General features: G+C 57.9%; 6 protein-coding genes and 1 pseudogene. 3 read left to right on the forward strand and 4 right to left on the reverse strand.

Features of this window, described 5'->3' with window-relative positions; translation table 11 throughout:
* Positions 1-316: 316 nt before the first annotated feature.
* A complete protein-coding gene (locus tag AC13Q5_RS16525) occupies positions 317-1288 on the reverse strand; it encodes a quinone oxidoreductase family protein (RefSeq protein ID WP_488502425.1) in 972 nt (323 codons plus the stop codon).
* A 69-nt stretch (positions 1289-1357) separates the two neighbouring features.
* On the opposite strand from AC13Q5_RS16525, the gene AC13Q5_RS16530 reads away from it, so the two are divergent.
* Positions 1358-2269: a LysR family transcriptional regulator gene (locus tag AC13Q5_RS16530; protein ID WP_488502426.1), complete on the forward strand. Its 912-nt coding sequence runs from the start codon at positions 1358-1360 to the stop codon at positions 2267-2269.
* Between the two features lie 527 nt (positions 2270-2796).
* On the opposite strand, the gene AC13Q5_RS16535 is transcribed toward AC13Q5_RS16530, so the two are convergent.
* Both AC13Q5_RS16535 and AC13Q5_RS16540 read right to left on the reverse strand, forming a co-directional pair.
* Positions 2797-7503: a beta strand repeat-containing protein gene (locus AC13Q5_RS16535; protein ID WP_488502453.1), complete on the reverse strand. Its 4707-nt coding sequence runs from the start codon at positions 7501-7503 to the stop codon at positions 2797-2799.
* Between the two features lie 69 nt (positions 7504-7572).
* Positions 7573-8676 (reverse strand): annotated as a pseudogene (locus AC13Q5_RS16540) (beta strand repeat-containing protein); the annotation flags it as partial.
* Between the two features lie 903 nt (positions 8677-9579).
* On the opposite strand from AC13Q5_RS16540, the gene AC13Q5_RS16545 reads away from it, so the two are divergent.
* Together AC13Q5_RS16545 and AC13Q5_RS16550 are read left to right on the forward strand one after the other, a co-directional pair.
* Positions 9580-11634: an O-linked N-acetylglucosamine transferase, SPINDLY family protein gene (locus AC13Q5_RS16545; RefSeq protein WP_488502427.1), complete on the forward strand. Its 2055-nt coding sequence runs from the start codon at positions 9580-9582 to the stop codon at positions 11632-11634.
* A gap of 30 nt (positions 11635-11664) precedes the next feature.
* On the forward strand, positions 11665-12942 hold the full coding sequence (locus AC13Q5_RS16550; protein ID WP_488502428.1) for a DUF6250 domain-containing protein: 1278 nt from the start codon (positions 11665-11667) through the stop codon (positions 12940-12942).
* A 30-nt stretch (positions 12943-12972) separates the two neighbouring features.
* Here the strand turns inward: AC13Q5_RS16550 and AC13Q5_RS16555 are convergent, their stop codons facing one another.
* A complete protein-coding gene (locus tag AC13Q5_RS16555; RefSeq protein ID WP_488502429.1) occupies positions 12973-13938 on the reverse strand; it encodes a cyclic di-GMP phosphodiesterase in 966 nt (321 codons plus the stop codon).
* Positions 13939-14308 lie beyond the last annotated feature (370 nt).

Genomic DNA, 14308 nt, shown 5'->3' on the forward strand with positions numbered 1-14308 from the left:
CGCTCGTTTCGGGCTAAGATACCACCGGGATACCACCGAAATTCCGCTAAAGGCGTAGCGCCATTATATTCGATAGCGCCAATATAAGCTCACGTGGTTGGTAATATTCGCTGAGAAAGCGTCACCGTTCGCGCTTTCTCCTATGACAGGGAGCACATTGCGTGACGAGCCAGCGGTCATTCATGCATCTTCGGAACGATCCAGTACGACAACGTCGATGCGTTGAGGTAGCGCAGCGGTATACGCATCGTGTCACGTATACCTCCCCACGCGAAGTCATACCGAGACCGTTTTCCGAGCTGTAATTAAGGAACGCCTACGGAAGAAGAAGGATGCTTCCCGCCGAACGACCGGTTTCAATCTCCTCATGCGCTTTGACGATCTCGGCCAAGGCATATTCGCCGCTGATATGTGAACCGACGCCTGCCTCCATCCATTTTACTGCAGCCCGTGCGGCCTCCTGGTATCTGGCAATGTCGGCGCACCAGGCCATGACGCTGGGATGCGAGAGCGATTTTCCGGGGCGAAGCTCCTCAACAGCAACGGGCGGGATCGGGCCTGCGGCCTGCCCTATCGTTATCGCCATCCCCCACGGTTTGACCGAGCGAATGCTCTTGAGCAGCATGTCACCACCGATCCCGTCATAGGCGACATCGACGCCACGATTGTCGGTCAATCGCTTGACCTCAGCGACGACATCGGCATCGCGGCCGACGATCAGGTGATCGACCCCGTAGGACTTGGCCAGATCGGCCTTCTCCTTCGAACTGACTGTACCGATCACGGTCGCGCCCAAAGATTTCGCGCCGCGGACAAGGACGCTTCCGAGACCGCCGGCGGCGGCCTGCACGAGAACGGTGTCGCCGCCACCTATCTGGCAGACCTTTTGAAGAAGCATATGCGCTGTCATACCCTTCAAAAGCGAAGCGGCTGCAGTCTTGGTCGAGATACCATCCGGAAGGCGAACCAAGCGCTCCGCAGCGATGTTTCTGACCGAAGAATAGGCTCCGACTGGGGCACCAGCATAAGCCACGCGATCACCCGCTTTGAAGCCGTCGACTCCAGGTCCGACCTTTTCGATCATACCAGCGGCTTCAGCCCCGATCACCGCCGGATAGCTTGGCAGCGGATAAAGGCCCTTACGGTGGTAGATATCGAGGAAGTTCGTACCGATCGCTTGATGGCGAACCCTGACTTCGCCCGCCGCCGGTGGTGCGATCGACTGTGCCTCGACACGAAACTGGGTGACGTCGCCGGGGGCGACAAGCATTACGACTTGGTCTGTCATTGGTCTATCTCCTGATTTACAGCATCGTGCCCCATGGCGTATCGATTGAAAATTCCCTATTGTTGCCCAATGAATGGGAAGGAATTCACACAGCCCGATTGGGATGATCTCAGGCATTTTCTGGCGCTTGCAACGGTCGGAACCTTGCTCGGTGCCGCAAAGAACCTTGGCGTCGAGCATGCGACCGTCAGCCGGCGGGTCGCATCACTGGAGGCGAAGCTGGGGCGGAAGCTGGTTGACCGACGCGGGCGCCGTATCGTCCTCACGCCGGACGGAGAGCAGGTCGCAAGTCTCGCCGCCCCTATTGCAAGCCAGATGATGGTGATCGAGCAATTGGGACGCAGCAGCCCGACGGAAGCGCGAGGCCACGTACGCATCAGTGCGCCGCCCGCTTTGTCGACGGCACTTCTCGTGCGGCCCATCGTCGATATCAGGAGGGAATTTCCCGGAATTCAGGTCACCCTGCTCGGTGAAAAGCGCTTTGCCTCCCTCAACCGACGAGAGGCGGACATCGCCATTCGGATGTCGCGCCCTGAGGAAGGTGATTATTCGATCGCAAAGCTCGGAACGATCAACTTTAACCTCTACGCATCGCCAGAGTACCTGCGGACCATTTCTCCCGAAGACTGGACTTTTATCGGCTACGATGACTCTATGAAATCATCGCCGCAGCAGGTCCGCCTGCAGGAAGTGGCGGGAGATCGTCCCGTCACCATCAGGTCTTCAGTTCTGGAATATCAGGCAGCCGCAGCCAGAACTGCCGGCGGAGTCGTCATCCTGCCCGATTTCGCACCGGAAACGTTGGTAGGGTTGCAGCGCATCAACGATAAACCTCTCCTGACGCGGGAGGTCTGGCTCGTCGTACATTCCGAAGTCACGACCGTTCCTGCTATCCGAGCCGTCGCTGATGCTCTGAAACTTGCGTTTAGCAGGCGGAAAGTCAGTACAGGAATTCTCCCGACCCCGACAAAGCCTTCGTAACGACAGAACCGTGTTATCGTGCCAGCGCGACGTGAGACGAGCGCGACGCGATCCGGAAACGATGAAGAGCATCGGAGAAATCAGCATGGCGCCGGCCGCAGGCCGGGATTTCGGGAATTCTCGACGCACAAGAAGCGGAACAAGGGCAGCCGCAGGAGCTTCAACATCGTGGCCCGAAGGAGAAGCGGGATCGACTGCCACCGCTTCTTGCACTCCGTTTTCATCGAGTATGGGTGTGTGAATCGGCGCGGAGATTAGGGATAAATCGGCGTCACAAGCTATTGATATTTCAAAGATGGACGGGGTCATTCGGCGACGCCGATTCACACCCCAGTTCTGAAAAAAAGCCATACTTGGCCTTCGAGTGATCGCGGATTAGCGCGTAGACTTTGGTACCTCGTTTGACGAACTGGCCGAGGACATGCCGAGCAAGAGTGCTACTGCGTACAAAAGTCCACGGCGCCTTGTGGGCGCCGTGGACAGTTCGTTACTTTCGAAGCTCAATCTTGAGCGGCATCTGACAGATACTAGCTCGCGTGATAAGCGGCAATGATGGCCGCCACCTGATCAGTGTTCATTGCCGCGATCTGGTTCGACGTGACCGCTTGCACCTGATCACTCGAGAAGCTGCCGATGTCTGCCGTGGAGAGACCGGCGACAGCCGTCGTGCTGATCGCCGCAATATCGGCGGTCGAGAAGGCCGCGATATCAGCCGTTGACAGGGCGCCGACCTGGCTCGAGGTCAAAGCCGCTGCTTGAGCGGAAGTCAACGCACCAACCTGATCCGTGCTCAAAGCACCGACTTGGGCTGTGGTGAGACCGGCAACCGACTTTGCCGTAAGAGCGCCGATCTGGGTGGTCGAAAGGCCGGCGACATTGTCGGTGGTCAATGAACCCAGCTGAGCTGCACTCAGCGTGCCCACCTGCGAGGTGCTCAGTGCACCGACCTGGGTCGACGTGAGAGCATGGACCTGCGAGGTCTTGAGGCTCGCCACCTGCGCCGTGGTCAAGGCGGCAGCCTGGTCGGATGACAGGGCTACAACGTTGGTCTCAGACAGGCCGCCGAGTGCTGCCGTGTTGATCGCAGCGATATCGGCGGTCGATAGACCGGCTATTTCAGCACTGTTAAGGGCACCTATCTGGGTGGAGTTCAAACCACCGACCTGGGCCGTCGTGAGTGCCGCGACATTGTCAGACCCAAGAGCACCGACCTGAGCCGTTGTGAGGCCCGCGAGAGACTTCGTGCTCAATGCCGCAACCTGGGTGCTTGAGAGGCCGGCGACGTTATCGGTCGACAGCGCACCAAGCTGAGCCGAGCTAAGCGTCCCAACCTGCGCAGTGTTCAAGGCACCGACCTGTGTCGAGGTGAGTGCGTTGACCTGCGTGGTCTTCAAGACCGAGACCTGAGCGGTGGTGAGTGCAGCCGCTTGATCCGACGATAGCGCCGCGACGTTTGCGGTCGAAAGGCCCGCAAGGGCCGCCGTGTTGATGGCGGCGATATCAGCGGTCGACAGACCAGCAATCTCGGCGCTGCTCAAGGCCCCGATTTGACTGGAGTTCAGGCTGCCGACCTGAGCTGTCGTGAGCACGGCGACGTTGTCGGAACCGAGCACGCCAACCTGCGCCGTGGTAAGACCGGTAATCGACTTGGCAGACAGTGCCGCCGCCTGTGTGGTCGACAGACCGGCGACATTGTCGGTGGTCAACGATCCCAGCTGAGCTGCACTGAGCGTACCCACTTGTGAGGCACTCAGAGCGCCGACCTGGGTCGAGGTGAGTGCATGGACCTGCGAGGTCTTGAGGACCGAGACCTGAGCCGTTGTAAGAGCCGCGGCCTGGTCCGAAGACAGGGCCGCAACATTTGCCTCCGACAGCCCGCTAAGTGCCGCCGTGCTGATAGCCGCGATATCAGCGGTCGACAGACCGGCAACTTCAGAGCTGCTCAGGGCGCCGATCTGAGTGGAGTTGAGCGCCCCGACCTGAGCGGTGGTAAGGGCTGCGACATTGTCAGAACCGAGGGCGCCGACCTGGGCCGTGGTGAGGCCGGTAACCGATTTGGCGGAAAGCGCTGCGACCTGAGCGGTCGACAGACCAGCCACGTTGTCGGTCGTCAGCGCGGTCACCTGCGTCGCACTGAGCACACCGACCTGAGCCGTGTTCAGAGCGCCAAGCTGCGTGGATGTAAGGGCATTGACCTGCGTCGTTTTCAGAGCACCGACCTGGGCAGTGGTGAGTGCTGCTGCCTGGTCGGACGACAGCGCCGCGACGTTTGCCGTTGACAGCCCTGCCAGGGCCGCCGTGCTGATCGCGGCGATATCGGCGGTTGAGAAGCTGGCGATATCGGCCGTCGAAAGGGCGCCGACCTGTGCCGAGTTCAGCGCGCCGACAAGGGCCGGGCTGAGGGCTGCGACCTGCGCCGAGCCCAGAGCCCCGACCTGAGCCGTCGATAGACCCACCACCGCCTTCGATGTCAACGCACCAATCTGGGTTGTCGACAGTCCGGCGACATTGTCGGTGGTCAGCGAGCCCAGCTGAGCTGCACTGAGCGTACCAACCTGGGAGGTGCTCAGAGCGCCAACCTGGGTCGAGGTGAGTGCATGGACCTGCGTCGTCTTCAAGGCAGCGACCTGACTTGTCGTCAGTGCGGCTGCTTGATCGGACGAGAGCGCTGCGACATTCGCCTCCGAGAGACCTGCGAGAGCGGCCGTATTGATCGCGGCGATATCGGCAGTCGATAGACCCGCAAGCTCCGTGCTGCTCAGCGCACCGATCTGAGTGGAGTTGAGCGCCCCGATCTGGGCCGTGTTAAGGGCCGCAACGTTGTCCGAGCCAAGAGCACCGACCTGAGCCGAAGTGAGACCGGTAACCGATTTGGCCGAGAGCGCCGCGACCTGAGTGGTTGAAAGGCCGGCGACATTGTCGGTGGTGATCGCACCCAACTGAGCCGCGCTCAGCGCACCTACCTGCGACGTATTGAGCGCGCTAACCTGGGTCGATGTCAGTGCATTGACCTGCGTCGTTTTCAGAGCGCCAACCTGGGCAGTGGTGAGTGCTGCTGCCTGATCGGACGACAGCGCGGCAACGTTTGCGGTCGAAAGACCTGCAAGAGCTGCCGTGCTGATCGCGGCGATATCGGCGGTTGAGAAGCTGGCGATATCGGCCGTCGAAAGGGCGCCGATCTGGGCCGAGTTCAGCGCGCCGACAAGGGCCGGGCTGAGGGCTGCGACCTGCGTCGAGCCCAGAGCCCCGACCTGAGCCGTCGATAGACCCACCACCGCCTTCGATGTCAGAGCGCCGATCTGCGTTGTCGACAGGCCGGCGACGTTGTCAGTCGTCAACGAGGCAACCTGAGCAGCGCTCAGAGTAGCGACTTGCGAGGTATTCAGCGCACCGACCTGTGTCGAGGTCAGCGAATGGACCTGCGTTGTCTTGAGCGCCGCAACCTGAGCCGTGGTGAGTGCAGCGGCCTGATCCGACGACAGGGCCGCGACGTTTGCAGTCGAAAGGCCCGCTAGGGCCGCCGTGTTGATGGCGGCGATGTCGGCGGTCGAGAGGCCGGCGATCTCCGCGCTGTTCAGGGCACCGATCTGCGTTGAGTTGAGCGCGCCGACCTGAGCGGTCGTGAGCACGGCGACGTTGTCGGAACCGAGTACGCCGACCTGAGCCGTGGTAAGACCGGTAACCGATTTGGCAGACAGTGCCGCCGCCTGTGTGGTCGACAGTCCGGCGACATTGTCGGTGGTCAGCGAGCCCAGCTGAGCTGCACTGAGCGCACCAACCTGAGAGGTGCTCAAAGCGCCGACCTGGGTCGAGGTGAGTGCATGGACCTGCGAGGTCTTGAGGACTGAGACCTGAGCCGTTGTCAGCGCTGCGGCCTGATCAGACGAGAGCGCCGCGACATTTGCCTCCGAAAGGCCCGCAAGAGCGGCGGTATTGATAGCCGCGATATCGGCGGTCGACAGACCGGCAACTTCAGAACTGCTCAATGCGCCGATCTGAGTGGAGTTGAGCGCCCCGATCTGGGCTGTGGTAAGGGCCGCGACATTGCCCGAACCGAGCGCACCAACCTGCGCGGTGGTGAGGCCGGTAACCGATTTGGCGGAAAGCGCTGCAACCTGAGTGGTTGAAAGACCGGCGATATTGTCGGTCGTCAGCGCGGTCACCTGCGTCGCACTGAGTACACCGACCTGAGCCGTGTTAAGAGCTCCAAGCTGCGTGGATGTAAGGGCATTGATCTGCCCGGTCTTGAGCGCCGCCACCTGCTCGGTCCTCAACGCGGCGGCCTGATCAGACGACAGGTTTGCGACATTGGCGGTCGACAGGCCACCGAGAGCCGCCGTGTTGATGGCCGCTATATCGGCGGTCGACAGACCGGCGATCTCTGCGCTGCTCAAGGCTCCGATCTGGGTTGAGTTCAACGCGCCGACCTGAGCGGTCGAAAGCGCGGCGACATTGCCAGAACCCAGCGCACCGACCTGCGCAGTGGTGAGACCGGTGACCGATTTGGCGGAGAGCGCGGCGACCTGGCTGGTCGAAAGGCCGGCGACGTTATCAGTGGTGAGCGCAGTCACCTGAGCCGCGCTCAGGGTACCGACTTGCGAGGCATTCAGCGCACCGACCTGGGTCGAGGTGAGTGCATGAACCTGCGTCGTCTTCAAGGCAGCGACCTGACCTGTCGTCAGAGCGGCAGCCTGATCGGACGAGAGCGCAGCGACATTGGCCGTCGACAGGCCTGCCAATGCTGTCGTTGTGATGGCGGCGATGTCAGCGGTCGAGAAGCTGGCGATGTCATCGCTCGACAGGGCGCCGATCTGCGCCGAGTTCAATGCACCGACAAGAGCGGGGCTCAATGCCTCGACCTGAGTGGAGCTCAACGCACCGACTTGCGCGGTCGAGAGGCCGACGACGGACTTCGACGTCAGGGCACCAATTTGCGTGGTCGAGAGGTTGGCGACACTATCGGTCGTCAACGCAGTGACCTGGGCCGAGCTGAGGGTGCCGACCTGCGAGGCGCTCAACGCGCCAACTTGCGTCGAGGTGAGAGCATGGATCTGAGTGGTCTTCAGGGCGGCAACCTGTGCCGTCGTCAGGACCGCGGCCTGATCGGACGACAGCGCCGCGACGTTCGCAGTCGAGAGACCAGCAAGCGCCGTGGTCGTGATGGCGGCGATGTCTGCGGTTGAGAAGCTGGCAATGTCATCGCTCGACAGGGCGCCGATCTGCGCCGAGTTCAAGGAGCTGATGAGGACCGGGCTCAACGCCTCGACCTGGGTGGAGCTCAAGGCACCGACCTGCGCGGTCGAAAGGCCAGTTACGGACTTCGATGTAAGAGCGCCAATCTGCGCGGTCGAAAGGCCCGCGACATTGTCGGTGGTCAACGCGGCAACCTGGGTCGAATTGAGACTTGCGACCTGCGCAGTGCTCAGTGCACCAACCTGCGTGGACGAAAGCGCATGGATCTGGGTCGTCTTGAGTGCGGCAATCTGCTCATTCCGCAGCGCAGCCGTCTGATCGGAGGACAGGATCGCGATATTTGCGGTCGAAAGACCTCCAAGAGCTGTGGTGTTGATTGCAGCGATATCTGCCGTGGAAAGACCGGCAATCTCAGCACTGCTGAGCGCACCGATCTGGATGGAATTCAGAGCTCCGACCTGGGCCGTTGTCAGTGCAGCGATATTGTCAGAGCCGAGCGCTCCGATCTGGGCTGTAGTTAACCCGGCCACCGACTTGGCGGAGAGCGCTGCGACCTGACCTGTCGAAAGACCGGCAATGTTTGCGGTGCTGAGGGACGCAACCTGTGTCGAGCTGAGTGTGCCGACCTGCGAGGCGCTGAGAGCGCCAACTTGCGTCGAGGTCAGCGCGTTGACCTGCCCGGTCTTCAGCGCAGCAATTTGAGCCGTGGTGAGCACGGCTGCCTGATCGGACGAAAGTGCGGCGACATTCGCCGTAGACAGGCCCGCGAGCGCTGCCGTCGTGATGGCGGAAACATCGCCTGTCGAGAAGCTGGCAATATCGTCCGTCGACAAAGCGCCGATCTGGGCTGACGTGAGGACGCGAACCTGCGACGTCGTCAAAGCACCAGCTTGCGAAGAGTCGAATCCACCAATTTGATCCGCACCGAGAGCAGCGACCTGGTCGGTGCTCAAGTTCTCTATTTTTGACGTGTCGAGGACAGCCAATTGGCCGAGGCTTAAACCCTTCATCGCGCTTGCGGACACCGCGCTCATCTGATCCGTCGTCAGCGCAGCGACATCAGCTGTGCTGAGTGCCTTGATCTGCGAGGAGGAGAGCGCCTTGATCTGTGTGGTGCTCAACGCGGCCACGTCATTGGTCGTCAAGGATGCGATGGTGGTGGTGGAAAGGGATTTGATTTGATTGACGGTCAAGGAAGAAATGATTGAGGTCATTGGTCGGGGGCCCCTAATGTTAACCTATAGCAGACGTCATTTCTCAAACGCCGACAGTATGAAAAGAGCGCACCATCTCTTGGACACAGCTTCAGACGCACGACGCGCCGAGACCGTGACACCGACATGGCCGGGCGCTGTTGCAGCCCATGCGACTTGGCATCCCGCCGAACGGAAAGAATGTTGTGAGAGAAACATGGCTCTCAGGAGCCGAAGCGTTGGGAGGGCTTCATGCATGCAGGGTCCGCAACGACCCTGATTCCAACGCCTGCCTTACAAGCGTCTCGCTGTTATCGAGCCGCTCGATCAAAACCGGACTTCAGCACAGGCTGATATTGCGCCATCAGCTCGTGTCTTAACGAAAGGACTAAACGGCGCCTCTTTAATTTCAGGTTAACGAAGCATTATTTCCAAATAAAAAATTCGGAAAACAACTGTAAATATATTTTATATATCGCACACGCGCGAATATATGTCTTTATCAAAGAAATCATTCATACTATTATTTGTATTCAATCAAATGTTGCGTTCTCAAATTATATAAGCTGTACATAAGTCGCATCTTATACATCCGATGGAATCGAAATTTTCGTCACGTTTCTCGATCACCTGCGTATCCTAAAAACAGCATTTTGCCGCATATCGACATCCGAAAATAAAACATATGATATTTTCGATCTTTACAACTTTTTGTTTGTAAACTTATCAAGAATTATTTTGAATAACGCCGACAAACAACCATTTGTATCTACTATCTCCGCAATACGATTATCAGAAATTGAATAAATTACTTTTGCCTCCCAGAAGACTGACAAGCCCAAAGCAAGCTAGCATCGATAAACGAGTGGTGACGGTCATGTTTAGCCTCAGGACCACCAAAACATCATTCGCAGCGGGATGCCTATGCCTTTTGACAATGCAGTTACCTTGGATACCCTGTCCTCACTCGCAGAGATCAACATCAAGGCTCGAAATCAACAGCTGCCTCTGAACGAACTCTTGCAAACCGCCGAGACTCTTAGCGCGACCGGTCAGACCGCCGGCGCGGCTGAGCTCTACAAGACCTGGATCGCGTTCAACGACACGCATGCCCTACTGCACATCATTTACTTCAACTACTCGGTCACGCTTCGACAGCTGGGGGATATCGCCGGCGCGATCAATGCGCTGCGCGCCTGTCTCAAGATCGATCCGCGCTTCGGACAAGCATATGTCAATCTCGGCCGCGCGCTTGAAGATTATGGCCTCATAGGCCAGGCGGTCCAGCAATGGCGCGGCTATCTGGAGGCAACAAACGATATCACCGCGGACCGGGCCGGCCATCGCTTGATGATGTTGCAGCATGTTGGCCGCGTGCTGGAGAATGCCGGGCGTTTTGAAGAGGCGGAGACTGCGTTGTGGCAGGCTATCGAATTGCGGCCGGACAAGCCTGAATCTGCCCAGCATTGGACGGCGCTGCGGCAACGCCAATGCAAATGGCCAACGCTTGTTGGGTCAGAACACGTTTCTGCGCGCCAGCTTCTCGATGCGATGTCCCCCCTGACACTTTCCTGCCACGCCGACGACCCACTCTTTCAACTTGCCAAAGCCTATCGCTACAACAAGCAACTCGTCGGCCAGCCCGACCTGACGAATTTCGCACGCAAGCAGCCGTGCATGAAGACAGGAACCGAACGACGGCTCCGTGTCGGCTATGTCTCCTCGGATCTGCGCGATCATGCGGTCGGTTTTGCGTTGAGCGAGGTTTTTGAATTACACGACAAAAGCAATGTCGAGATTTTCGCTTACTACTGTGGCGAGCCGCGAGCAAACGATGCGACACAGGAACGAATAAAGGCAGCCATCGATTCCTGGCGCGATATTGCCGACTTAAGCGATATGGATGCAGCCTTACTGATCGCCGCGGACGAGATCGATATCCTCATCGATGTCAATGGATATACAAAGCACGCAAGAACCAAGATCTTCGCCTACCGGCCTGCCCCGGTCATCGTCAATTTTTGCGGCTATCCCGGCTCCATGGGAAGCCCGTACCATCACTATATCATCGCCGATGAACATATCATCCCACCCGGCAATGAAATCTATTTTACGGAAAAAGTACTGCGGATCGGCTGCAATCAGCCGGTCGACCGCAAGCGTCTGATCAGTTCTGCGTCCAGCCGCTCAGACGCCGGCTTGCCGGAGGAGGCGTTCGTATTCGCCTGCTTCAACGGCATGCAGAAGATCACCAAAGCATCGTTTGCTCGGTGGATGACAATTCTTGCCGCCGTGCCAGATAGTGTTCTTTGGTTGCTCGGTGGAGAGGATGATGTCAATCAACGGCTGCGCCAGACGACAGAACAACATGGCGTCGCACCGGAGCGAGTTATTTTCGCGGCAAAGGCTGCCAATCCGGACCACCTCGCACGAATTGGACTTGCCGACCTTTTCCTCGATACCTTTCCCTATGGAGCCCACTCGACCGCGTCTGATGCCCTGACAATGGGGCTGCCCGTCCTCACCTTCCCGGGCAAGGGCTTTGCCGCTCGTTTCTGCAACAGCATCGTTTCCGCCGCCGGCGTCGATGAACTGATTTGTCTGGGTCCGGAAGATTATGTGGCAAAGGCCATCGGCTTAGCCCGTGACCCGCATCGACTGACTGCGATCAGAAGCGCATTGCAGCAACGTCGAGACACGAGCGTATTGCGTGACATGCCCGCCACAGCCCGGCGCCTCGAACAGTTGTTCTGGCAAATGCAAGGTGAATGCGAACGTGGTGAAACGCCGACGCCTGATTTGCGCAACCTCGATGTGTACTACGAGATCGGTGCGGAAATCGTCTTGGAGAATACCGAGTTCGAGGGCGATCGCATCTACCGACAACGATATATCGAAAAGCTGGCTGAGCGGCACGACCATGCACCGATCTTAACGGACGGCCGCCTCTGGGCAAATCCCATTGTTCCGAAACGTTAAGCGACATACCCACTTCAAAGCGAGAATTGCATGGCCCCCGTTATCCTTGTCACCTTCGCCGGCAGGCAGAAAAGAATGCAAATCCTGACCGACTACGTTCGTCGGGCTATGGCGCGCGGACTGATCGATGAATGGCATGTTTGGGATTTCACGCGTTCGCAAGATGACCATGAATGGGTTACCCGCGAATTCGGCCCGGTGCGCTACATGGAATCTGGCGCGCGATACCAATTAGCGGGAGCACTGACAGACCAGCGTTCCTTTCGCACAACCGCGGCAATCTGCAATGACTTCCACATCGCCATAGTTCCAAATGACAACAGCGACTATTTCTTCGAAATGGTCATAGGCGGCTGGGACAATCATTACACCGCACTACGCAGACTTTCGCGGGCCGATTTGCTTAGTTTCGAGCGCACGAACGAATCGGAAATATGGAGCCGGACGACACCTGGTATCTTGTCACCGGGCGTGGCCAATCAGATCGTGATTAAAAGCAACACGGATGGTATGCAGCTCCATGTGAACCATGTACTCGTCGGGCAATGGAACGACCTTAGATTTCCATCTGGTGCATCGATCATGGTTCGCGGCGGATGGGGAGCGAATTTGGAGCTCGGCGACACAGGTTCGCGAACACAACGCTTCCTCGGCAATCCGGAGGAAAAGCCGCCCTACTCCCAAGCCTACAATTACTATGCGACAAGGCTGAATAGATACTCGGATGCGATATTCCTGAAGTGCGATGATGACATCGTCTATATGGACGTCGACAGGCTCGAAGATTTTGTCGAGTTTCGTCGGGGCAATCCCAACTATTTCATCGTCTCCGCCAACGTCGTCAACAATGGCGTTTGCGCATATTGGCAACAGGCCGCTGGATCGCTTCCTGAAGAGCTCGGCCTGTTCGAATGGCCGCCGGGCGGCTTCGGTGGAAGTCTTTGGGAAAGCGGCAGGCGAGCAACTGCGCTTCATGATTTTTTCCTGCAAAGTCGCAACAAGCAGCTACCGTTACCCGCTAGAATCATCGAGTGGACCGAGCGTCAGTCGATCAACTTCATTGCCTGGCTCGGCAAAGACCTGATCTATATGGCCCTTCCCAAGGGCGATGACGAAGGTCTGCTGACGATCGACTTGCCGGCCCTTCTCAATCGTCCGACGGCGATCTTTTCCGATTTCATGGTGAGCCACCTCAGCTTCGGACCCCAAGAGAACGAAGTCGATACAAACAGGCTGATTGCTGCCTATGACGCCTTGTTGAAAGAGAAGGACGGCGGCCAAACAAACGCATCCGGGCCGCAGCAGTAATTTCAACGCGGCCCCGGCGAACCATTCCCATTATCGAATGACATCATCAATAATCATATTCGATATGAAGGCCTTCAAAAGCTCAGGGTCGAAATGCCCCTTAGCGCGAAGCATGGTGTCAATCGCTTCCGATTGCGTCCAAGCCCGCTTATAGGGGCGTATGGTCGTAAGAGCATCATACACGTCACAAATTGCCGCAATGCGTGCAACGGACGGGATGGCGCTCCCCGAAAGCTTTTGCGGATAGCCGGAGCCATCGAACTTTTCATGATGATAGAGGCAAATGTCCAGGATCGCTTTCGGAAGTCCCGAATTTTGAGAAATCATCTCATGACCCCGCTCGGGATGCGTCCGGATGATTGCAAGTTCGTCATCCGTGAGAGAGCCGGGCTTTTGCAGTAGTTCGATGGGCAAGACCATTTTACCGATATCATGCACCAGGCCGCCCAGCCCTAGAAGTCTGACCGTCTGTTCCTCCAACCCGAGACTACGCGCAAATGTAATCATCAACGCGCTGACCGCTAACGAGTGAAGGAATGTGCTCTCATCCTTGTCTTTGAGCCTGGCCACACCGACCAGCGCCCCTGCATTGGTCAATGCCTCTGACATAACCTGTTCAACCACCTGGTTAGCCGCGTCAACTCGAAAAACCCGATGCAGTCGCGCTTGGCTCAAGACAGTCCGGATGTATGGCTGTGTTTCCGCGATCGCTTTGCGAGCCTGCCCGATCTGCTCTGGCGTGAATTCGGACTTGATATAGCCATCGAATGCAACGCTGCCTATCATGTCCTCCGGCAGCACATCTGCCTGGATGTCAGTTCCTCGCGTCGTGTCGATGACGGCGCTCAGGGCGTGGCTTTGCGCTACCCTGCGAACGTCGGCTTGTGAAGAGATAAGGAAGCCGCCAACGATCGGAGCCACCCGACTTGCGCTGACCTCCAACTCCTCGATGAACATGCCCACTCGAAGTTGATGTAAACGGATCCTCTTTTTCAATGCAAATAACCGCTCTCTGATCCCAACGGACCGTCACCCGTGCGAATAGACGCAGTGACCGTGACACCACATGAGCGTTCAAGAAAGTTAACACCGGCCTTAGGATTTTCGGACTGATAGTTTTATGTGCGCAAAATGGATAGAGCCTTCGCGGCGAACTTCCTCTTCAAAAGTAAGACCGCTCTTCCGCTAATCCGAAGCACCCGCTTCGACGGGCCTTCGGATAATCCTGAAAAAGTCGTTAAGCGCGCATGCTTAAGATGCGATTTTTTAGCTTTTCCGGCCGAATGCCGTTTAGCTTTCTTTAACCATATGCCTGTCTTTTAGGGCCATCGAAGCGGCGAGTTAACCTTAACGGATTTGGTTAACG

This window comes from Martinezella sp. CNPSo 3964 (assembly GCF_057784375.1).